This window comes from Rhodococcus sp. no. 34, from assembly GCF_054589475.1.
In genome coordinates, this window is the sequence record NZ_BAAILK010000035.1 from 34,484 (window position 1) to 54,661 (window position 20,178).

The following is a 20,178-nucleotide window of genomic DNA, read 5'->3' on the forward strand; positions in this document are numbered from 1 at the left end:
GATCGTGCGTGAGAGTTCCCAGGCCGTGGATTCAGGCTCATCCTGCACCGCAGCCACGATCTCCGCCAATCGCTCCTCGTGGTGCCCCATCAATTGACGTGCACGATCGGCGATCCCACGGAACCGATATTCATGTGCCGGAAGCACTTCGCACTCGCCCAGTGTTGTCGTCGCCTCGAGCGAGAGAAGATAACGATGAAGCGGGTTCTCGAGTTCACCGGGAATCGTGGAGATGTTCGGGCTGATCCTCGGCAGCATGTGATCGCCGCTGAACAACAAGCCTCTGTCCTCTTCCACGAAGCAGAGATGTCCGGGAGTGTGCCCCGGTGTCCACTGGGCCCGGAGATTCCACCCGGGAAGATCGAGTGAATCACCATCTCCCAGAACAATGTCGATGGTTTCATGCTCGGCGAACCGCACCAGGTCGACCCGAGACGCGTCGAGCACTTCGGCCGGTGCGCCGAGTTCGGACAATTGCAGGTTCCAGCCACTGATGTCGTCGCGGGTCTGCTCGGGACCGTGGTATCCGAGGAGCGTCGCGTCGGCCACGTGCATCGCAAGCGTTGCGCCGCTGACCTGCCGAAGACGCGGCGCCAGACCGAAGTGATCGGGATGCAGGTGCGTGATTGCCGCATAGCGCACTTCGGAAATGTGGTATCCGATCGATGCTATGCCGTCGACGAGAGCCTGCCACGACTGTTCGTGATCCCAACCGACGTCGATGAGGGCAAGTCCGTCGTCGAGCGCGAGTGCGTAGACGAGCACGTAACGCAAAGGGTTGTCCGGCATGGGAACAGGGATCGACCACAATCCGTCCCGCACCTGTTCGACCGGTGGAAGGACTTTGTTCGCCCATGCCTCACGTTGTGCGACACCGACGTCTTCGGTCACGATCATGATGCTTCTCCGCTCGCGTTCAGCATGGTCCGCAGGCTCGACTTGAGCAGTTTCCCGCTCGCGTTGCGAGGTAAGGAGTCCACGAAATGGATCTGGCGAGGTTTCTTGTACGACGCCAACTTCGCTGTGCTGAACGCGATCAACTCGTCGACGCTCGGCACGTCGGCACCGTCGACCAGTTTGACCACCGCGGTGACGGATTCACCCCAGCGCTTGTCCGGAACCCCGACCACCGCGACCTCGGCAACCGAGGGGTGTTCGGCCAGAATGGATTCCACCTCGATCGGATAGACGTTCTCACCGCCGGTGATGATCATGTCCTTGAGGCGATCGGTGACGAACAGATACCCCTCGTCGTCCAGATGGCCGGCGTCGCCTGTTCGGAGAAAGCCGTCCTTAGTGAACAATTCTGCGGTCTCTCGGTCACGTCGCCAGTACCCGCGAGTGTTGTTTCTGCTGCGTGCAACGATCTCACCGGATTTGTTGGGCGGCAATACCTCACCAGTTGTGACGTCTCGAATGGAGATCTCGACGCCGATCATCGGTTTTCCCGCAGATCGGAGCAACTCCGAACGCGGACCGCTCACATGATGGTCGAAGGCACGAAGGACGGATACCGAACCCGTTGTCTCGGTCATCCCGTATCGCTGGACGAATTTGCAGTTCAAGACAGTCATCGCATGAGCGAGGAGTGCCGGAGTGATCGGCGACGCCCCATAGGCGACCACCTCCAGGCTGGTCAGATCGAAACTGTCGAGAGTCGGCAGATCTACCAGCGTCTGAATGACTGCAGGCACCAGAAATGCGTGGGTGACGCGGTGGGTCGCGATGGCATCAGCGACCCGAGCAGGCGCCATGTCTCCGAGCAGCACCAAAGGCACTCCGGCCGACAAGCATGTACTCATCCAGCCGGCACCGGCGATGTGAAAGAGGGGAAGTGCATCGAGTGCGACTGCATTCGAACCGAATTCGTAGACATCGAACCCCTCGGGCTCGTTGTACAGATTCCGGTGCGTGGCCACGACGCCCTTGGGCCGGCCGGTTGTCCCGGACGTGTACAGCTGCAGAACTGCTGCGTCCGGATCGTGCCCGTGTCCGGGGTCGACACCGGTCCCTGATGCCACGAACTCCGCCCAGGTTCGCGAATCCGGCAGGCTCCCTGCAGCTCCCACGGTTATGACCTCGATGTCCGGCAACGCTGCGGACATCGCCGCCGCCCCCGCGGCGAACTCGTCATCGACGATCAAGACGTCGAGCTCCGCGTCCTCGGCGATGTCGACGAGTTCGAGTGGGTTGAGCCGCCAGTTCAACGGTATGAACACAGCGCCTGCCTTCGCACATGCGATGAAGGTTTCCGCACCTTCGAGCCCCATACGCAGTAGCGCACCGACACGAGCACCCGTTGTGGTCACTTCTGCCAGCGCACTCGCCAAGGTGCTGGTCTCGCCATCCAGCTCAGCCCAAGTCAACGTTCGGTCGCCGCACGTGATTGCCGGATCGGACGGCCGTGTCGACGCCGAGTGGCGTATCCGGTTGGGTAGGTGAAGCTCGCTCACATCACGCTCCTGTGTTCCAGGTACTCACCGAGCACGAACCGCGGTCGGTGGTACTGGAACAGTCGACCATCGCTATGGCCTGCGCCACAAAGACGAGAAGGCGCACAGAGCCATAGCTCAGACCTATGTCAGCAGGTCGCAGCAAGTCACCGCCGCCAAGGGTCCGTCATCTGGGAGAATTCGTCAGATGCAGGCACCCGGGATGGACATACGCAGCGCGCAGTATCTCGTCGCGGTCGTCGATCACGGCAGCGTCACTGCCGCCGCGGACGTCCTGCGTATCTCGCAACCGTCCCTCTCGCAGGCCGTGCGCAACCTCGAACGAGCTCTCGGAGCCACACTCTTCGAGCGCACCACTCGCGGTCTGGCTCCCACCACGGTCGGACTGGCAGTTGCCGATTCTGCCCGTACGTTGCTCGCCGACGTTGCTCGGGCCGAGGCCGCGGTGGCTGCGGTAACCGCTTTGCGCGCCGGGGAACTCGCCATAGCGGTTCAGTCCGATCTCGCCATCGACCCTGTTGCAGAGGTCGCCGGACGCCTCCATCTGACGGCACCCGGAATTCGGTTCTCCACGAACGCCTCCGCCAACGCACAGGACGTGCGCGCGCTCGTGAGAGCAGGTACGTGTGAACTCGGGTTTCTCGAGACCCACCCGGGTGCCGAAGTCTCCGACGGGCTTCGAGAAATTGCCGTGAGCACCCAGGAAACGGTCTTGTCGATCCCCATTCGCCTGGCCACAGACCTCCCCGATCCGGTTCCGCGCACCGTGGTCGCGCGCCTGCCGATGGTGGTCGAGGCATCCGCAGTTCGGCGCGGGCACTCGATCGACGACGATCTGGAACTCACCGACGTCGTCGTGGAAGTACCTGATCGCCTTGCTGTCCGGGAAATGGTCGGGCAAGGTGTAGGCGCCGCGCTGCTGCCCAGATCGATCGCCGAACAAGACTCCCCGGCATCTGAGGTTCGCTCGCTTTTCCCACCGATCACCCGGCAGACGATCTTGGTCTACCGCGACGGCCCGCTCTCACCGGCCGGGTCTGCGTACATCGAGAACATCTCCCCACGTCACAAGCCCTCCACGAACAGCCTGCCCAACGGCGAGAGCGTCTCCGGATCGAACTCGACGCCGTAATTCAGTGAGATCGCCGGCTCCACCGGAAATATCTCCGCGCCGGACGCGACCGACCTCTCGGCCAACGAACGCTCCATGAATGCCATGCCCAAACCAGCAAAGACGAACGCGCCGACGGTCTCCCGCTGCGCCAACTCCGTCGACATCCGAGTCCGGGCCCCGGCGGCCTGCAGAGACGACTCGATGGCAAGGCGAGCCCGCGAGTGTTTGAGCACACCCACCACGGGGAGATCGGGCAATGCCGTCAATGACACCGGCTCTCCCGCAGCGGGTTTCACACCATTCGGCCAGACGTCAGGATGAACCCCCGACGGCACTGCCAGCCAGTACTCGTTCACCCCCAACACTTTCGTGGACAGCGCCGACATGTCGGGTGGCCAGTAACTGAAGACCACCTCGCACGCGCCGTCTGCCAACACCTGCTCAGACGTTGCACCCTGCGGCAACTCACCGACCCGAACGGTCACAGCAGGCCACCGCTCACGAAAGTCCGCCACGATGCGTGCGATCGGACCTTCGAGACCATGTGCCGCGGAGCAGATGTCGAGCCGGCCACGAGGCTCGTCGGCCGTACCGATCGCGACGTCGAACGCGGCCGCGCTGCTGCGAGTCATCTGCCTCGCCGGCCCTACCAACGCCCGACCTGCTGCCGTCAGCACCAAACCGCGACCGACACGGTGAAACAGTTCGACTCCGAGTTCACGCTCGAGGCCACGAATACCCTGCGACAGCGACGGCTTGGTGACCGACAGATTCTGCGCTGCCGTCGACAAGGACTCACCACCGGCAACGGCAAGGAAGTACTCGATCTGACGTAGGTCCACTCCATCGACTTTGCCATAAACGCAGACAGGAATACCGGTACCAAGCACTGCAGGGTGTTCACACACGCTTCATTAATCGGACATTCAGGACACACCTTCTTCTACCCGGCGCCACCTACCGTAATTGGTCCAGACCAATTACGGATAGGTCTGAACCACCGCGTCGAAGACAAGGAATCCTCGTGAGACGTACGACCATCGCGATAGCAGCCGTGACCGCGGCTCTCGCCGTTCCCGGCATCGCCCCCGCCGAATCCCACGCCGAACCCGGCTGGGGCAGTTCGTCCTTCGAATGGGGCAGCTCTTCGGGCGAGAACAACACGCCGCCCGCAGCGCCCGGCGTCAGCGTCCCCGGCGGACGGTACGAGCACCCCGTCGACCTGACCTTCACCGCCGAGCGCGGCGCCACCGTCCGCTACACCGTGGACGGAACGACACCCACCACCGACAGCCAAGCTGCCACGCCGGGACGTCCGCTGCACATCGCACAGGACACCAACGTCACTGTCGCAGCTTTCCGCGGCGATCACGCGAGCGCGGCCGTCTCGTTCGGCTACCTGATCAAGACCTCGGAAAAGCCGCTGGCTCAGGTCGTCGTGATGTCCGACGTCCACGTCGGCGATCACGCGAACAACGACAAGAAGTACGAAAGCTTCTTCGACACAATCGGTTCCATCTTCCCGAAACCCGACGCTATCCTCTCCAACGGGGACATGATCAACGACAACGGAGACGGCAAGGGGCCCGACCACAAGATCGTCGCAGAAATCTTCCAGGCAAACCTCGCCCGGAAGGGCATGAACGACACACAACTCCTGATCTCCAACGGCAATCACGATGCAAGTCTCGCGGCGATCAGAGCCGGATATCCGGCGGAGTGGTTTCCGGATTCCGGTGGCGGATACTACGAATCCGACGTCAGTGGTGTCCATCTCTTCACGGTCAACACCGAAACCTACAACAATGATTCAGCGCAACGCAATTGGCTGAAGTCCCGCCTGACCGAAATCACCGCGGAGTCCGGGAACCTGACCAAGCCGATCCTGGTCCAGGGACACCGGCCGGCAAGCAACACAGCCATGGACGGCCAGCAGGCGTCGAACCCTCGATTGACCGAAGACCTGAGTGCCTTCCCTCAGGCAATCTTCTTCTCCGGGCACTCACATCTGAACAACAACGACGACCGGTCGATCCATCAGCGTGACTTCACGTCGGTCAACGACGGCTCGATGTCGTACATCGAAATCGATCACGGCTACCAGATGGTGACCGAGTCCGGTCTCGCGAACCGTTTCGAATCACCCACTGCCCAAGCGCTCTTCGTCGAGGTCTACCAGGACCGCACGGAAATCAACCGAATCAACATGGCGGCAGACAAGCACGACATCTACGCCGGTGACGCGTGGTCAGCCAACTGGCAGCCGCCGTACTCGAGCGCGGGCACGCTGAGCGGTTCGGGGTGGACGGTCGAACTCGACGGGTCGACCAACCAGCAGATCAAGGACAACTTCCGCTACACCTCGGGCGCACGGAACACGCACGCGCCGGAGTTCACCTCGAGCACTCCGCTCTCGGTGACGACCGGCGAAAACGGTGCGACCGCACTGAGGATCGCGCAGGCCAAGGACGATCAGATGGTGCACCACTACGCCGTCGAGGTCACGGACACAGCCACCGGAGCGAAGGTGGTCGCGTCGAAGGTGCTCTCGGACTTCTACTTCATGCCGCGGCCGAACAGCCTCGACATTCCGATTCCCGATGCCGCAGCGGGCACCGCATACGAAGCCCGCGTCGAAGCCGTTGACGCATACGGCAACCGGTCACCGGTGACAACCCTGGCCTTCACCCGCTGACCCGACACGACTAAGCGGCACCGCGCATATTCGCGGTGCCGCTTCTCGGCTCAGTTGTACGTGCGAAGCAGGCCCTTGCTGATGATCTGCTTCTGGATGTCGCTGGTGCCTTCACCGATCAGAAGGAACGGCGCCTCACGCATCAACCGCTCGATCTCGTATTCCTTGGAATAGCCGTATCCGCCGTGGATACGGAAGCTGTCCTGGGTGACCTCCGAGCAGAATTCACTCGCCAGATACTTCGCCATACCCGCGGCGACATCGTTGCGCTCACCCGAGTCCTTGAGCCTGGCAGCGTTGACCATCATCAGATGTGCCGCTTCGACTTTGGTGCCCATCTCGGCGATCCGGAACGCGATGGCCTGATGCTCGGCGATCGGCTTGCCGAAAGTCTCGCGTTGCTTGGCGTAGGTGACCGCCAGTTCGAAAGCGCGCTGGGCAATTCCGCAGGCACGCGCGGCGACGTTGACCCGGCCGACCTCGACGCCGTCCATCATGTGCCGAAATCCCGAGCCAGGGGTGCCACCGAGAACCTCCTCGGCTCCGATCTCGAAACCGTCGAAGATCATCTCCGTGGTGTCGATTCCCTTGTACCCCATCTTCTCGAGCTTGCCCGGAATGGTCAGGCCCGGGAGTACCTCGCCGAAACCTGCGGGTTTCTCGATCAATATCGTCGTCAGATTGTTGTGCGGCTTCTCCGCGCCCTCGTCCGTCTTGACCAGGACTGCCACCAAGGTCGAGGAACCCCCGTTGGTCAGCCACATCTTCTGGCCGGTGATCACGTAATCGCCGGAGTCCGTCCGCTTCGCCTTGGTCGATATGGCAGCAACATCGGAACCGAGGGCAGGCTCCGACATGGAAAATGCACCGGTGAGTTCCCCGGAAGCCAAACGCGGCAGGTACTTCGCCTTCTGTTCCGGCGTCCCGTGCGCCGAAATCATGTGAGCCACGATGAAATGCGTGTTGATGACACCGGACACGCTCATCCATCCACGGGCCAATTCTTCGACGCACAGCGCGTAGGTGAGCAATGATTCGCCGATACCCCCGTACTCGGGGTCGATGGTCAGTCCGAACAGACCCATGTCCTTCATCTGGTTGACGATGTCGGTCGGGTACGTATCCGAGTGTTCGAGTTCCTGCGCCGCGGGGATGACCACACGATCGACGAACTCGCGTACCGCCCCGACGATATCGGTCTGAGTTTCGGTCAATCCCGCCGTCTGCGCCAAACGAGTCACTGTTCCACCTGTCAGTCGGTACTTCGTGCCCTCCCGGTCGACGAAATTGATTCGACTCCAGGAACTTTCATCCCGCCGCGACGTGTGTGCGGCAGAGACGCTGTATCCATTCAATCCCCGAACGGTATATGTGTCAAAGTCGATTTCGCATACGAACCGTATGGCGGAAACTATGTCCGAACAGGTCGTTCCTGCTGTTGACAACCGCGCCACGCGTGCTGGATATTCGAGTGGCCAGGTCGCGGTGGGCCCTTCGATCGGCCCGTTCACGCGACGCATTCCCCACCTCTCCTCGAGACAGGCGCATTCCATGCACGACGCAGTCATCTGTGAACCCGTTCGCACCCCGGTGGGCGGATTCGGCGGAGTCTTCAAGGACGTTCCCGTCACCACACTCGCCGGCACTGTTGTGCGTGGCCTCGTCGAACGAACCGGCATTGCGTCCACCGATGTCGACGACGTCATCTTCGGTCAGGGGTACGCCAACGGAGAGGCCGCGGCCATCGGGCGAATCGCGGCACTCGACGCCGGTCTCGACGTGTCCGTTCCCGGAATACAACTCGATCGCCGTTGCGGTTCGGGATTGCAGGCGATCATCTACGCCGCGATGCAGGTACAGACCGGGATGAGTGATCTGGTCATCGCCGGCGGCGCGGAGAGCATGAGCGGAACCGAGTTCTACTCCACCGACATGCGTTGGGGCACAAAGCGCCCTTCCGTCGAGTTCCACGACCGATTGGCCAAACCGCGCACGAACTCCGGCGGAGTCAACTTTCCGGTGGAAGGCGGCATGATCGAGACCGCTGAGAACTTGCGCCGGGAGTACTCGATCACCCGCGACGAGCAGGACCGATACGCGGTGCGATCGCACGAACGGGCCGTTCACGCCCAAGACAGTGGGTACTTCGACGACGAGACCATTCCCGTTTCGGTGCCCGGACGCCGTGGTGAGCAGACAGTCGTCACCCAAGACGAGCATCCGCGCCGAGGGATACAACTGTCCGATCTTGCTGCACTGCGCCCCATTCGAGGTCGCGTCGACCCTGAAGCAACAGTCACCGCCGGAAACGCCTGCGGCCAGAACGACGCCGGAGCCGCGGCCATCGTCACCACTGCGGCCAACGCCGAACGCCTTGGCCTGCGGCCGTTCGCGAAACTGGTCAGCTGGGGTGTGGCCGGTGTGGAGCCGAACCGGATGGGCATCGGACCGGTGCCTGCCGTGGCGAAAGCTCTCTCCCGTGTCGATCTGTCGCTGGACGACATCGACCTCATCGAAGTCAACGAGGCCTTCGCCGCCCAGGTTCTCGCGTGCGCCAAAGCCTGGGGATTGAGCGCGCAGGACATCGAAGAACGCTTCAACGTCAACGGTTCCGGAATCTCGCTCGGACATCCTGTCGGCGCTACCGGTGGGCGGATCCTCGCCAACCTGCTGCGCGAACTCGACCGGCGCCAGGCACGGTACGGGATCGAGACCATGTGTATCGGTGGCGGACAAGGGATTGCCGCGGTGTTCGAGAACCTGCGACGCTAGAAGCGTTAACCAATCGATCCGTCGCGGCGAAGTTCCGCGATCCGGTCGCCCGTAAGTCCCAACTCGGCCAGCAGAGAATCCGTCTGCTGGCCGAGTGCCGGAACGTCACCCATGCGCATTTCGACATCCGAATACGTCATCGGAGGCAGCACGGCATCGATCGGACCGTTCTCGGTGCCCACGGACCGCCATCTGGCACGCTTCTCCAGCTGCGGATGTTCCAGCAGACCGGCCATGTCGTTGAGTGCCGCGGCCGGAACACCAGCGGCGGCCAGACGCTGATCCAGATCTGTCGTCGAGTACAGACGCGTCAGAGAGCCCACCAATTCGTCTACCTCGCCACGGTTTTCGACGCGCACGATGTTGGTGCGGTAACGCGGATGATCGACCAGATCCTCTCGCTCGAACACGTCCACCATCAGCGCTCGCCATCCACGATCGTTCTGGACGCCGATCAGGATTTCGCCGTCGGCCGTGGGATACGAATCGTAGGGAACGATCGCGGCATGGCCGAGACCGACACGTGGAATCTGCTTGTCCGCATACATTTTCATGTACATCGGATGGCCCAGCCACTCGACGGTGGAATCGAACATCGAGACCTCGACGAGCGCTCCCTTGCCCGTTCGCTCTCTACGGAACAGGGCGCTCAGAATCGAAGTCAGCGCGTACATTCCTGCCGCGATGTCGGAGACCGGGATGCCGGTCTTGGTGGCCGTCTCCGGTGTGCCTGTCACGGAGATCATTCCGGTCTCGGCTTGGACCAACATGTCGTAGGCCTTACGCTCGCGCCGCGGGCCGGCACTGCCGTAGCCGGACATGTCGATCACGATGAGCCGTGGGTATTTATCGCGCAGTTCCTCCGCGCCGAACCCCAGTCTCGCGGCTGCGTCGGGAGCCAGGTTCTGCAGGAACACATCGGCTCGCGCGACCAGATCGAGAAGGATCTGCCGGCCGGCTTCCGACTTCACATCGACGGCGATCGATTCCTTGGAACGGTTGAGCCACACGAAGTGTGATGCCTGACCGTGAACCGCCTGGTCGTAGTGACGCGCGAAGTCACCCTCGCCGACGCGTTCTATCTTGATCACCCGCGCACCCATGTCCGCGAGATGTCTGGTGGCGAGCGGTGCCGCCACCGCCTGTTCGAGTGCAACTACGGTGATTCCGTCGAGCGGAAGATCCGAGTTCGGCTGTCCCATGTCAGTAGTCACCCCAGAAGTTTTACACCCAGAATTCTCACACTCTGAATTCTTGCACTCGAACAGGACGGATCAGATGTGGCGGCCGCCGGTGATCTCGAGAACCGTGCCGGTCATGTAGCTCGAGAGGTCGCTCGCGAGGAACAGCACAACCGAAGCAACTTCCGAAGGCTCGGCTGCGCGCCCCATCGGAATCTCGGCAAGTTTCTCGTTCCAGATCCGTTCGGGCATCGCCTCGGTCATCGCCGTGCGGACCAGTCCGGGCTGAACGGCGTTGACGCGAACGTTCTTGAACGCGACCTCTTTTGCCGCGGCCTTCGTCAGACCGACGATCCCGGCCTTCGCGGCCGAGTAGTTGGTCTGCCCGAGCATGCCCACCTTGCCGGAGATCGACGAGATGTTCACGATCGCGCCCGTCTCACGCTCGCGCATGCGGGCGGCGGCAGCGCGTGTTCCGTTCCAGGCGCCCTTGAGGTGAACGGCGATCACGTCGTCGAAGTCCTGCTCGGTCATCTTCCGCATCGTGGCGTCGCGCGTCATGCCGGCGTTGTTGACCATGACATCGACTGGACCGAAAGCGCTTTCGGCCAGATCGAGCATGGCCTCGACCTGTCCGGAGTCACGCACGTCGCAGGAAGCGAAACGGGCGACCGACTCTCCACCGAGTTCGGCGACCGCAGCCGTTCCCACGGTTTCGTTGATGTCGCCGAGAACGACGGTCGCGCCTTCCTTGATGAAGGTGCGCGCAATTTCGAGCCCGATGCCCTGGGCTCCGCCGGTCACTACCGCAACCTTGCCGTCCAATAATCCCATGTCCACTCCGTTCGTGAGGTTAAAGCTCGTCTGGAAAATGTGTCAGCGCTGGTTTTGCTTTTTCGCTTGCGCCACGAGCCCACCACCGAGAATCAGACGCTGGATCTCGCTGGTTCCCTCGTACAGGCGCAACAGGCGAACTTCACGGTAGATGCGTTCGACCGGAACACCGCGCATGTACCCGTTGCCCCCGTGGATCTGCACGGCGAGATCCGCGACCTTGCCCACCATCTCGGTGCAGAAAAGCTTTGCCGCCGAAGGCCCGAGACGGCGATCCTCACCGCTGACGTACCGCGCGGCCACCTCGCGCACCATCGCGCGCCCTGCCATCACACCGGCTTGCTGGTCTGCCAACATCGCTTGAACCAGCTGGAAGTCGCCGATCGCGGTGCCGCCCTGTTCCGTGACCACGGAGAACGCGACAGATTCGTCGAGCGCTCGCTGTGCTGCTCCCACCGAGAGCGCCGCGATATGGACTCGTCCGCGCGCGAGAGACGTCATCGCTGCGCGGTATCCGGTGTCCTGGTCGCCACCGACGAGGGCCGACTCGGGAACTCGGACGTTGTCGAAGGTGACCTCGGAGGTCCAAGCACCTTCCTGACCCATCTTCTTGTCCTTGGGACCGACCGTGACACCTGGCGTGTCAGCCGGAACCAGGAACACTGCAATTCCCGGACCATCGGAATCCGCCGGGCGAGTGCGCGCGAACACCACGAACAGCTGCGCCAGTGGAGCATTGGTGATGAACCGCTTGTTGCCGTCGATCACCCAGTCGGATCCGTCCAGCACTGCCTTGGTCCGAAGGCCGGCCGGGTTGGAGCCCGCGCCCGGTTCGGTGAGAGCAAAGGAAGCCACGACATCACCGGAGGCGATGCGCTCGAGCCACTGAGCCTTCTGCTCGTCGGTACCGAAGCCGACCAGCACCTGTCCGGCAATTCCGTTGTTGGTACCGAACATCGAACGCAGCGCCAGAGACGTGTAGCCGAATTCCATTGCCAGTTCGACGTCTTGGGTGAGGTCGAGTCCGAGCCCACCCCATTCCTGAGGGATCGCGTAACCGAAGAGCCCGATAGCTGCGGCCTTCTTGCGTATGTCCTCAGGAATGGCGTCGGTGTCGGCTATCTCCTGCTCACGCGGAACTACTTCCTTACGGATGAACTCCCGCGCAGTCGCCAAGATATCTGCGAAGTCATCTGCGTCGACCTGCATTCCCACCACTCACCTTGCTGTTTCCGAAGTCCATGCCGTCCCCCGAAGTCAATACCGTGAGGCAATCGGAGTCAAAGACCTGAAAACGAACCGAAGGTAAGGCAGAACCTATAGCAAGCTTCAGACGGTGCGCAGTTCCCGCTTCAGTAGCTTGCCGCTCTGGTTGCGCGGAAGCTCGGCCACGAAACGGACATGCTTGGGCACCTTGAACGGAGCGATTCGCTCCTTGACGTGGGCAATCAACGCCTCGGGCGTCAACTCGTCGTTGCCGTCCTTGAGCACGACGATCGCGGTGACGGCCTCGATCCACTTCTCGTCGGGCGTACCGATCACGGCAACTTCTGCCACGGCGGGGTGCGTGTAGACCGCATCTTCGACCTCGCGTGACGCCACCAGGATGCCGCCGGTGTTGATGACGTCCTTGATCCGGTCGACGACCGTGATGAAACCTTCTTCGTCCCGCACGACCAGATCGCCCGAATGGAACCAGCCGTCACGGAATGCCTCGGCGGTGGCTTCCGGATTCTCCCAGTAGCCGTTGCACAGCTGCGGTGAGCGGTAGAGAACCTCGCCGGACTCACCGTCGGCGACATCGTTTCCGTCGGCGTCGACGACGCGGGTTTCGACGAAGAACACCGCGCGACCACAGGAAGACGGGCGATCAGCATGCTCGCTGGGCTGGAGAACTGTTGCCAGTGGGCCGATTTCGGACTGGCCGAAGCAGTTGTAGAAACCGATGTCCGGGTAGCGCTCGCGCAGACGATTGAGCACGGTGACCGGCATGATCGAGGCGCCGTACTGCGCCTTCTTCAGCGAAGACAGATCGCGGGTCTCGAGGTCCGGATGGTTGGCCAGCGGTACCCACACGGTCGGCGCCAGGAACAGCGATCCGATCTTTTCGGCTTCGACACGGCGCAGGATTTCCGGGATGTCCGGCGCCTGCATCAGACTGACCGTCGCGCCGACGGACAGGTACGGCAGCATGAAGACGTGCATGCCCGCGGAGTGGTACATCGGCATGCAGATCAGCGGGTTGTCGTTCTTGTCGAGGCCGAGCGCGATCACCGAGGACACGTACTCGTGAACCAGTGCACCGTGAGACATCATGGCGCCCTTGGGCTTCGAGGTGGTGCCCGAGGTGTACAGGAGTTGCGCCAGATCGGTCGACGTCGCACGCGGTTCGAAGACCGGCACCTCGCCTGCCTCACCGATCGTGACGACGGACAGTTCCGCGTCCCGCAGTGCGATCACGTGATCGAGATCGAGGTCGGAGCGTACCGAGTCGAGCGTCGGCGCCAATGCCGGATCCACCAACACCGCGCGGGCGCCTGACTGCGCCACGAGGTACCGGAGTTCCTCCCCCTTCAGTGCGTAATTGACCGGAACATGCACCAAACCTGCTCGTGCACAGGCAAGAAATCCGATTGCATAGGCGTCGGAGTTGGTTCCGTATGCCGCGACGCGGTCGCCGTGTTCGAGCCCCAGACCGAGCAAGTAGGCGGCGACCCGCGTCACCGCGTCGTCGAGTTCGCGGTAGGTGCGAGTGCGATCTTCGAAGACGACGGCTACACGGTCGGGGTACTTGGCTGCCGAGCGCCGAAGCACTCCGTCGACAGTGTTGGTGCGTGGATCCAGGCTCATGCGCCTCAGGTTATAGGACGTCCAACTAAACCGGAAGAGCGATCGTTACTTATTGCGCCATTCGGGCTTTCGCTTGTCCACAAAGGCCTGCATACCTTCCTGAGCGTCGCAGGTCACGGCGTTGGTTGCCATAGTTTCCGCCATCGCCTCGTACGCCTGCGCTTGCGGCAGATCGATCTGGCGATAGAACGCCTGCTTACCGATCTTCACCGTCAAGGGGCTGGCCGTCGTGATCTTGGCGGCCAGTTCGCGCACCTCTCGGTCCAGGTCTTCGGGCGCGACGACGAAGTTCACCAGACCCCAGTCCGCAGCGGTGTCGGCGTCGATCGTCTGCCCGGTGAGCAACATCTGCATCGAGCGCTTGCGCCCTACTGCCCTGCTCAGCGCCACCATGGGCGTCGAGCAGAACAGTCCGATCTTGACGCCCGGCGTGCCGAAGACAGCATTCGACGCAGCAACAACCAGATCACACGACGCGGCCAATTGGCAGCCCGCCGCGATAGCCGGGCCCTGTACTGCGGCAATCACCGGCTGCGGAATCCGCTGTACGGTCTCCATCATCTCGGTACAGCCGTCGAAGATCGCCCGCTCGTCCTCGAGGGTTCTCCCGATCATCTCCGTCAGATCGTGTCCGGCGGAGAACACCGGGCCTTCGGCGCGCACGATCACGACCCGCACGCGCTCGTCTACAGACAATTCGACAAGGGCAGCCGTCACCTCACGCATGGTCTCCGCCGAGAGCGGATTGCGGCGCGCCGGCCGATCGAGCGTCAGGAAACCGAGTCCCACCGATTCCTCGACGGAAATCTTCACTGCAGTGTCTTCTACCTGTGTCTGCGACATGTGTTCTCTCTACCAATCGAATCCGTCCCGGTCAACGAGACGAAAAGGGCATCCACTCGCACCGCGTCGATACGGTCCGGTCAATACTTCGCCACTACGAGGAGTGCCCATGAGCACCGATGTCGCCGTCACCACTGATCTCGAAGAGATTCTGCGCGCTCAGCAGGAAGCAACTCGAGCCGCTGGTCTTCCGTCCGCGCAGACACGACGCGAGCGCATTCAACGCGTCGTCGATCTACTGGTGGCAAACCACAAGGATCTGACCGAGGCGATCAACGAAGACTTCGGCGGCCGAATCCCGGCCTACTCGGTGATGAATGACGTTCTCGGGTCGATGGTTTCACTCAAGCACGTTCGTGATTCGCTCGAAGAGTGGATGATTCGCTCACCGAGAGCTACCGGAGCGATGCAGGACCAGTTGGGTGCCACGGCGTACGTGTCGTACCAGCCGAAGGGTTCGATCGGCATCATCGGAACCTGGAATGCTCCCCTGTTCACTCTCCTGAGCCCGCTCGCCTGCGCCCTCGGAGCGGGAAATCGCGCCGTTCTCAAACCGTCGGAGATCGTGCCCAATACTGCGGCCGTCCTGGCCGAGGCGGCGCGTCGAACTCTCGACCCCGTGGAGGTCGCAGTGGTGACCGGCGGCCCGGAAGTCGCTGATCGGCTGACGTCGCTGCCTTTCGACCACCTCGTCTTCACCGGCAGCACGACCGTCGGAAAGCTGGTCATGGCCAATGCTGCGAAGAACCTGGTGCCGGTCACCCTCGAACTCGGCGGCAAGTCACCGAGCGTCTTGAGCCGCAGTGCCGATATCAGCTCTGCTGCTTCGCGTTTGGCTATCGCGAAGTCCACCAACGCCGGTCAACTCTGTGTCTCTCCCGATCTGATCTACGTTCCGCGCGAGAACACGGAAGCATTCATCGACGCGTTCACCGACCAGTTCACGGGACTGTTTCCCACGATCGCCGACAACAAAGACATGGTCTCGATAGTCAGCGATCGTCACCTCGCACGCATCGAGGGGTACATCGCGGACGCCGAAGAACGTGGGGCACGGATCATCACCGTTCCCGACGAAGAACTCTCCGCAGACACTCGTCGTCGCCCACTGCGAATCGTGGTCGACCCTCCGACCGACGCGCAGATCATGAAGGAGGAGATCTTCGGGCCGGCCGTCGTCGTCTTGCCGTACGACCAGCTCGACAACGTCGTCGCCGACATCAATTCACGACCGAAACCGTTGGCGCTGTACTACTTCGGAACCGATCTGGACGAGAAGGAATCCGTACTCGAACGCACCGTCTCGGGCGGCGTCACCATCAACGACGCAATGTCTCACCCCGGGCTGAGCGACGCACCCTTCGGCGGCGTCGGGGCTTCGGGTATCGGGCACTACCACGGCCGCGAGGGTTTCCTCGAGTTCAGTCACGCCCGAACGGTATTCGAAGCAGCGCAGCATGACCCACGCGGCGAGTGGGGAATGCTCCCGCCGTACGGTGAGGGTTTCGAGCAGATGATGTTGGCTCAGGTAACGCCCTAGGGCCTCCGGCCCCGTGCGCCTTTTTGGTAGTTCGCGCTACCGGAAAGGCGCACCGGCAAGGCCGCGACTGAGGAACTCCACCAGCTGACCCGGCTCGGTGTCCTCAGACTCGATCAGTTGGATCAACTCCTTCTTGTCTTCTACCGCAAGCGGTTCGATGCCACCGAACGTGCGCATCGTGGACCCGGCGGGGAGAACACGAGCACACACGAGTGTGCCTGGCTCGAGGTTCAGCGAGCCCCACTCGTCCGTGACCTTCACCAGATGCCCGTTGCGGACGTCGCTGAGGGTCACCAACTGTCCCGGCTCCGTCGAGGCGACCTTGTACACCGACCGCGGAATCGACAACCACTGATCGGCCAGTTCGCGTTCGTCGGCAGGCAGCAGTTCTCCGCGGCGCTCGACAAAAGCCGCGAAGATGCCGGCGTCGAACAAAGCAGCGTCGACGGCCAAACCACCTTCGACGGCCAGCGTCAGTGCTTCTTCGCTGTTGAACTGCTCGGCACGGATGAGCGCAAGATCGAACACGGCGTCGAAGTACTCCGGCGTGCGCGAGAACAACTGAGCCTTGACGTAGAGCCAGCTGGCCCGGTCGTCGAACGTCACCTCGGACTTACCGAGATGGCAAACCTTGAACTTTCGCCCGGAACCGCACCAGCACTTGTCATTTCGTCCGAGTTCGGGGTGCTCGGCCGGGGCGTAGCGCTGAAGAACCTCGTGCAGAACCTCGGACTCGCCACCCTCGATTCGGCCCAGCAAAGCCAGCGCGCGCGTCACATCGCTTCGATCGGCGGCCAGTAGCGCCAGATCGAAGATCGCGGGAGTCCAGTCGGGATCGAGATCGTGCGCTGATTCGTACGACGCCTCAGCGGCCAGGATCTTGCCGAGACGATCCGAAGCCTTGCCCGCCAGCCAGTGCGCTGCCGGCTTGACACGACGCGACCCTTTCTCGGCGAGAGCAGTTGCAACAGAATGCAATACGGAATCATGATCGTCGAGTTCGGACAACAGCTCCAACGCTGCCGCAGCCGCGGGCGGCTCGACGAGGCCGGCGAAGGCCTGCGGATCCTCCTTGATCTGCTTGCGCGCCCAGTCCGAGACATCCTCGACGCCTTCGGCTTTCGCGGCCATGACCACATCGACGAAGGCGATCACCGACGCGGCTTCTTCGGGGTGCAGATTCTCGCGGACCTCGAGCATGCGGGCCCGGTTCGCCAGGTGGTATGCCTCGAAATCGAATCCGTCGACCGCAACGTAGTCACCGTCGCGGACGTAACCTGACGCCTCGAGCATCTCGCCCAGCGGGGCGGTCGGCTGACGGAACAGCGACGGCTCGTCGAGCATCAACTGCCAGACAATGGCATCGAGGGTGTCAGCACCGATGTCGGCAAGGACCGTCGCCAGGTGCTCGCCGAATCCGGGTGCGGGATCCAGTACCTCGGGGATGGTGCAGAGCGTCAGCTCACGGTCAGCGACGAACAATCCGATCAAGTCACCTGCCGAGCACTCGGCAAGGGTGTCGGTGTCGAGTAGAAAGCCTTCGTCGTGTGGGAACTCCGGATCTTCGATCCCACGATCAGCCAACAGGTCGTCGTCTATCCCGCGGTGCACGACGCTGATGCCGTGAATCTCGTCGTCGTCACGATCGAGGAAAACCCGCAGCATCATCAGATCGGGGTTCGCGTCGAGAACGCCGGACCTGATTTCCGCTTCGGTGAGCCGATGGGTCAACACTCGATGCTCGAACAACGTGTCGAGGGCGGCGTACCGTTCCTCACTCAAGTATCCGAGCAACGGGTCCTCGACGTACTCGACGAATTCGGTCATGTCCTCGGCTGTGCCGTGGCCGGCGTCAGCCAACAGAGTGCCCCAGTCCGCCGCTGTCTGCGGGCCGTGCTCACGCAACAACTCCATCGCGGCTTCGGCGATCAAGTCATTGGCATCCATCGGTTCGTTCACCTATCCAACTTTAACGGGGTCGACTCGATACATCGTCACCGGTCATCGGTCGAGTGATCGGCGCCTCCACGCAACTCGCGCACCAGTTCTTCGGCCTCGAGATCTTCGGAAGCGAGAACCTCGAGTACCCTCGCAGCCTGCGATTCCGTTGCCATGACCACAACACCCACCGCAAACGCGCCAGTGGGGGCCGTCAGGACCCGAGCACTGATCACATCACTTGGCTTGCCTTCGACCGAGTGAGCAACCGTGACGGTCTCCTTGGACCCACGATCGAGCAGCACGACGCCGGTGTCGGACGTTTCGATCACCTCGTACACCGACCTCCGGATTCCGAGCCACTGTGCGGCTGTCACAACTTCCGCCTCCGGAAGTAGTTCGCTGCGTCTGGCCAAGAATTCGGCAAAGATTCCACCCTCGAACAGAGCGACGTCCAGTGCCGATCCGTCGAAGATCGTGGCCGCGATCAGTTCGTCCTCGGAGAGATTTTCGTTTTCGAGATCGTCGAGCCCGGTCACGATGTCGACGAATTCGGAGGCAAACGCAAACAGGCATGCCTTCTTGTACAGCCACCGACCGTCCGCCTTGACGGATTCATCGGCCTTTCCGAGGTGGCAGACCTTGTACTTGCGGCCGGAACCGCACCAACACTTGTCGTTTCGCCCGAGTTCCGGGTGATCGGCTGGGACGAAGTCCTGCAGTACGGCGTAGAGATTCTCTTCGGTTCCGCCGTCGATCCGCCCGAGCAGTGACAGCGCCCGGGTCGCATCGCCGCGGTCCGACGCGAACTGAGCCAGCTCGAACAAGGCCGGACCCCAACCGGATTCGGCAAGGAGCGCTTTCTCGTAGTGCGCCTCCGCTTCGAGGACGCGCCCCAGCCGATCGACGGCCTTACCGGCGAGCCAATGAGCCGCCGCCCTGACCGACCGTGGCCCTCGCCCGGCCAGTTCGGAGGCAAGCGCTTCGAGGATTGCGTCGGTCACCGGGTCCTGATTCCGAAATCCGAGATCGAACACGGCCACTGCAGCACCCGGATCTGCCAGTGAGACAAAAGAGTCCGGAGCAGCGCTCACATGACGGTGGGCCCAGTCCGCGATATCGAAGTCGGCGATGACCGCGTCGGTGTATCCGCGGTCCGCCAGATCGACAAACGCAACGGCAGAGACTGCCTCGTCGTGGGTCAGGTCGTAGGTACTGGCCACCAAGGCTGTCCGAATCTGCAGGTCGTAGGCGTCGAAGTCGAATCCCCGCCGAGCCAGTAGCTCACGCTCGTGCTCGTAACCTGCCACCTCGAAGATCTCACCCAGCGGCGCAACAGGAACCGTGAAGAGTGACGGATCCTCGATCAGGAGTTGCCAGCACACAGAATCCAGGGCCTCGACTCCGTCCTCCTCGAAGAGTTCGCCGAGCGCCGGAGCAAGATCGGGTTCGTCCTCGATCTCGACCAGACGAAACGCAAGTGTTCCGTCTTCGACAGCCAAGCCGACGAGATCACCGTCGGCGCACTCGCCGAGGGTTCCGGCCGGAAGTACCACAACTCGTCGACTCCGGAAGGGAGCAGCTCCGCGTTCGGAGGCTGCTTCTTCCGCCAGGGCCACCCGGATCGCCCCGTCGTCGTCGCCGAATGCCAAGATCGGTTCCAGGTCGGGGCTCGCGTCAAGGATGTCCGACGCAATTTCGACTTCGCTGAGCCGGTGAGTGAACACGAGCCCTTCGAGGACCGTGTCGAGAGCGACGTACTTTCCGTTGGGCAGGTACCCGAGCATCGGTTCGGACAGGTACTCGAGTACATCGGCCAACTCGGTCGCAGTTCCGTACTCCTCGAGATGGGTCGCCCACTCTTCGAGACTCAGCGGGCCTTGCTCGCGCAGAACAGCCAAAGCAGCGGAGGCAATGGAACCGGCAGCGTCGTCGTCGAAATCAGTCACCCGCCAATG

The 20,178-nt window shown here is 62.3% G+C and carries 15 protein-coding genes; 4 read left to right on the forward strand and 11 right to left on the reverse strand.

The window, feature by feature from the left end; genetic code table 11:
• Both ACYP01_RS13220 and ACYP01_RS13225 read right to left on the reverse strand, forming a co-directional pair.
• On the reverse strand, positions 1–897 hold an 897-nt coding region (locus tag ACYP01_RS13220; protein ID WP_459680465.1), incomplete at its 3' end, for an MBL fold metallo-hydrolase.
• Positions 894–2,453: a long-chain-fatty-acid--CoA ligase gene (locus ACYP01_RS13225; protein WP_459680467.1), complete on the reverse strand. Its 1,560-nt coding sequence runs from the start codon at positions 2,451–2,453 to the stop codon at positions 894–896. The genes ACYP01_RS13225 and ACYP01_RS13220, both read right to left, overlap by 4 nt.
• A gap of 187 nt (positions 2,454–2,640) precedes the next feature.
• Between ACYP01_RS13225 and ACYP01_RS13230 the strand changes: the two genes are divergently transcribed.
• The gene (locus ACYP01_RS13230; protein WP_042923979.1) at positions 2,641–3,585 is read left to right on the forward strand and encodes a LysR family transcriptional regulator; all 945 of its coding nucleotides are present in this window, start codon (positions 2,641–2,643) and stop codon (positions 3,583–3,585) included.
• Here ACYP01_RS13230 and ACYP01_RS13235 read toward each other — a convergent pair.
• Positions 3,519–4,409: a LysR family transcriptional regulator gene (locus ACYP01_RS13235; protein WP_030537198.1), complete on the reverse strand. Its 891-nt coding sequence runs from the start codon at positions 4,407–4,409 to the stop codon at positions 3,519–3,521. The genes ACYP01_RS13230 and ACYP01_RS13235 overlap by 67 nt on opposite strands.
• Before the next feature lie 182 nt (positions 4,410–4,591).
• Between ACYP01_RS13235 and ACYP01_RS13240 the strand changes: the two genes are divergently transcribed.
• Positions 4,592–6,262 (forward strand): chitobiase/beta-hexosaminidase C-terminal domain-containing protein, encoded by a 1,671-nt coding sequence (locus tag ACYP01_RS13240; RefSeq protein ID WP_459680469.1) that lies wholly within the window; start codon positions 4,592–4,594, stop codon positions 6,260–6,262.
• A gap of 50 nt (positions 6,263–6,312) precedes the next feature.
• Here ACYP01_RS13240 and ACYP01_RS13245 read toward each other — a convergent pair whose 3' ends face one another.
• The gene (locus ACYP01_RS13245; protein WP_037128878.1) at positions 6,313–7,503 is read right to left on the reverse strand and encodes an acyl-CoA dehydrogenase family protein; all 1,191 of its coding nucleotides are present in this window, start codon (positions 7,501–7,503) and stop codon (positions 6,313–6,315) included.
• A 310-nt stretch (positions 7,504–7,813) separates the two neighbouring features.
• On the opposite strand from ACYP01_RS13245, the gene ACYP01_RS13250 reads away from it, so the two are divergent.
• Positions 7,814–9,034: an acetyl-CoA C-acetyltransferase gene (locus ACYP01_RS13250; RefSeq protein ID WP_007729531.1), complete on the forward strand. Its 1,221-nt coding sequence runs from the start codon at positions 7,814–7,816 to the stop codon at positions 9,032–9,034.
• 5 nt (positions 9,035–9,039) lie between these two features.
• Here the strand turns inward: ACYP01_RS13250 and ACYP01_RS13255 are convergent, their stop codons facing one another.
• The 5 genes from ACYP01_RS13255 to ACYP01_RS13275 form a co-directional block, all read right to left on the reverse strand.
• The gene (locus tag ACYP01_RS13255; RefSeq protein WP_007729534.1) at positions 9,040–10,236 is read right to left on the reverse strand and encodes a CaiB/BaiF CoA transferase family protein; all 1,197 of its coding nucleotides are present in this window, start codon (positions 10,234–10,236) and stop codon (positions 9,040–9,042) included.
• Positions 10,237–10,308: 72 nt separating this feature from the next.
• Entirely contained in the window at positions 10,309–11,049 is a 741-nt protein-coding gene (gene fabG, locus ACYP01_RS13260) for a 3-oxoacyl-ACP reductase FabG (protein WP_003940214.1), read from the reverse strand.
• Positions 11,050–11,091: 42 nt separating this feature from the next.
• Entirely contained in the window at positions 11,092–12,258 is a 1,167-nt protein-coding gene (locus tag ACYP01_RS13265) for an acyl-CoA dehydrogenase family protein (protein ID WP_007729538.1), read from the reverse strand.
• Between the two features lie 120 nt (positions 12,259–12,378).
• Positions 12,379–13,899, reverse strand: coding sequence for an acyl-CoA synthetase (locus ACYP01_RS13270; protein ID WP_003940405.1), 1,521 nt, complete (start codon positions 13,897–13,899; stop codon positions 12,379–12,381).
• Between the two features lie 45 nt (positions 13,900–13,944).
• Positions 13,945–14,742, reverse strand: coding sequence for an enoyl-CoA hydratase (locus tag ACYP01_RS13275; protein WP_003939812.1), 798 nt, complete (start codon positions 14,740–14,742; stop codon positions 13,945–13,947).
• 109 nt (positions 14,743–14,851) lie between these two features.
• Between ACYP01_RS13275 and ACYP01_RS13280 the strand changes: the two genes are divergently transcribed.
• Entirely contained in the window at positions 14,852–16,282 is a 1,431-nt protein-coding gene (locus ACYP01_RS13280) for a coniferyl aldehyde dehydrogenase (RefSeq protein WP_314675500.1), read from the forward strand.
• A gap of 36 nt (positions 16,283–16,318) precedes the next feature.
• Here the strand turns inward: ACYP01_RS13280 and ACYP01_RS13285 are convergent, their stop codons facing one another.
• Both ACYP01_RS13285 and ACYP01_RS13290 read right to left on the reverse strand, forming a co-directional pair.
• Positions 16,319–18,241 (reverse strand): SEC-C domain-containing protein, encoded by a 1,923-nt coding sequence (locus ACYP01_RS13285; RefSeq protein WP_459680473.1) that lies wholly within the window; start codon positions 18,239–18,241, stop codon positions 16,319–16,321.
• A 35-nt stretch (positions 18,242–18,276) separates the two neighbouring features.
• Complete coding sequence (locus tag ACYP01_RS13290; protein ID WP_058037631.1) at positions 18,277–20,169, reverse strand: SEC-C domain-containing protein; 1,893 nt, start codon at positions 20,167–20,169, stop codon at positions 18,277–18,279.
• Between the last annotated feature and the right edge of the window lie 9 nt (positions 20,170–20,178).